General features: G+C 43.5%; 2 protein-coding genes and 1 pseudogene. 1 reads left to right on the top strand and 2 read right to left on the bottom strand.

Annotation, left to right across the window (positions count from 1 at the left end; all coding sequences use genetic code 11):
• Positions 1-193 precede the first annotated feature (193 nt).
• Positions 194-694: a non-heme ferritin-like protein gene (locus FDW88_RS00125; RefSeq protein ID WP_001752509.1), complete on the bottom strand. Its 501-nt coding sequence runs from the start codon at positions 692-694 to the stop codon at positions 194-196.
• A gap of 326 nt (positions 695-1,020) precedes the next feature.
• Positions 1,021-1,251, bottom strand: a pseudogene (locus FDW88_RS00120) (DDE-type integrase/transposase/recombinase); the annotation flags it as partial.
• 144 nt (positions 1,252-1,395) lie between these two features.
• Here FDW88_RS00120 and FDW88_RS00115 point away from each other — a divergent pair.
• Positions 1,396-1,764: a hypothetical protein gene (locus FDW88_RS00115; RefSeq protein WP_063942106.1), complete on the top strand. Its 369-nt coding sequence runs from the start codon at positions 1,396-1,398 to the stop codon at positions 1,762-1,764.
• The last annotated feature ends 32 nt before the right edge of the window (positions 1,765-1,796 follow it).

Here is a 1,796-nt window from a genome sequence, read left to right as displayed (position 1 = left end):
ATGACCTGCTTATTCGCACCTTCCTTAATATAAAGACACAAGCAGAGACATTTTTGGCACGATATAAAAACGCTAAGTTAAAAAATCACTATGACGTGTTGGGTATCAAATGTTCACTGGCATAAACCTCTGTTTCTGATGTAAAACAGATTTTCTGAGGAGGCGTAAAACCTCCTCGTACTGCGAAATTGATTTAGTGATAGCGATCGATCACGCCAACCAGATAGTGGTCGGTTTGCTGCATGTTGATGCCCGCTTTTTTAGCGCTGCGGACTTCATCCAGAATGATTTGCAACAGCGTCCCGTCCACGATTTCCTCTTTTCTGTATCGCTTCAGGAAGTTAATCGCTGACTTATCGTTTGCTGCCTGGGCGTCTTCCGTCAAAGAGGTCAGCGCATTAATGCGCTTCTGGTAATCGCTTACCGTCTGCTCAAACAGATCTTCCAGCGTGGAAAATTCACCGCACCGGGCGTGTTGCTCCTGTAACACCGGCGTGGCGCCGCTCTGTTTGATGTATTCGTACATGCGCATCATTTGCGTCACCGTATTTTGCGCCTGATGACGCAAAAATAGTGCGGTGCCATTAAGGCTATTCTCGCTGCACCTCTGGCTGAGCTGAAGATACAAATTTGAGGTATAAAACTCCTGATTCATTTGCGCATTCAGTTTTTGAACTATTCCGCTAGCGATCATAGGACTTCCTTATTTCTTGTCATCTCAGAAAACGGTCACTCTTCGAAAAAACAACCAGAATAAAAGCGATTCTTTCGCTTTTTTTATTGCGCCTGGTTACGCAGTCATATTCATTTTAAGTCGGGATGCTCCTTATTTAAATATCCAACCCTACTATCGCATTTCTATCTGGCATTATTCTGTGATGGTGTTTCGATATTCACACTCCCTGTGCCAATCCTTTCTTATCGATAGTAGGAAACTTCCTCCGGCTATTCTGCTGAACACGATTAGGGGCACTGTTGCAAAGTTAGCGATGAGGCAGCCTTTTGTCTTATTCAAAGGCCTTACATTTCAAAAACTCTGCTTACCAGGCGTATTTCGCCCAGGGGATCACCATAATAAAATGCTGAGGCCTGGCCTTTGCGTAGTGCACGCATCACCTCAATACCTTTGATGGTGGCGTAAGCCGTCTTCATGGATTTAAATCCCAGCGTGGCGCCGATTATCCGTTTCAGTTTGCCATGATCGCATTCAATCACGTTGTTCCGGTACTTAATCTGTCGGTGTTCAACGTCGGGGTCCGCTTGGAAAAAGGAAATTATCCTACGCTAAGCGCATTTTTTGCACAGATGGCTACCGACTGAACGTAACGTGTGAGTCATGATCAGAAATGTGTTAACTCTAGGAATTGACACGACTTACTGTTCGATGGGGAAATCATGTTTAGCTATCTCAAGGCTATGTATCATCAATCAAAAATTCAGGCTGAACTCAAGGCACAGATACATGAAAAAACTACGGTTAATGCTATCTGTCATCACCCTGAATCAATCGAGATCATTGCGGTTTGTTCGACTGATGCGTATTACCGAAAACGTAAGGACGCTGCTTTTCTGACAACCTGTTCTGTGCTCATGCGTACTTTAAAAGATGAATCCGTACCGATGGTACTACGGAAAACAGCATGGCGATTATTGAACGAAAGATACCAACGAATTAAGTTAAATCAGGCTTATAGGATAGAAAATTTCTTGCTTGTTGCCGATTTTGAATATGCTCTCGAAGAACATGATGAACTAGCAGAGTAGTACGGCTTTGTTGAATAAATAAGATTTCGTGC

It is taken from the genome of Citrobacter sp. wls829, assembly GCF_005280825.1.
Lineage (GTDB): Bacteria > Pseudomonadota > Gammaproteobacteria > Enterobacterales > Enterobacteriaceae > Citrobacter > Citrobacter gillenii.
This window is presented reverse-complemented; position numbering and strand designations above follow the sequence as displayed.

Bases quoted from the DNA above. Each gene is read 5' to 3' on its own strand.
- FDW88_RS00125 (WP_001752509.1), bottom strand. From the start codon at position 694: ATGATCGCTAGCGGAATAGTTCAAAAACTGAATGCGCAAATGAATCAG.
- FDW88_RS00115 (WP_063942106.1), top strand. From the start codon at position 1,396: ATGTTTAGCTATCTCAAGGCTATGTATCATCAATCAAAAATTCAGGCT.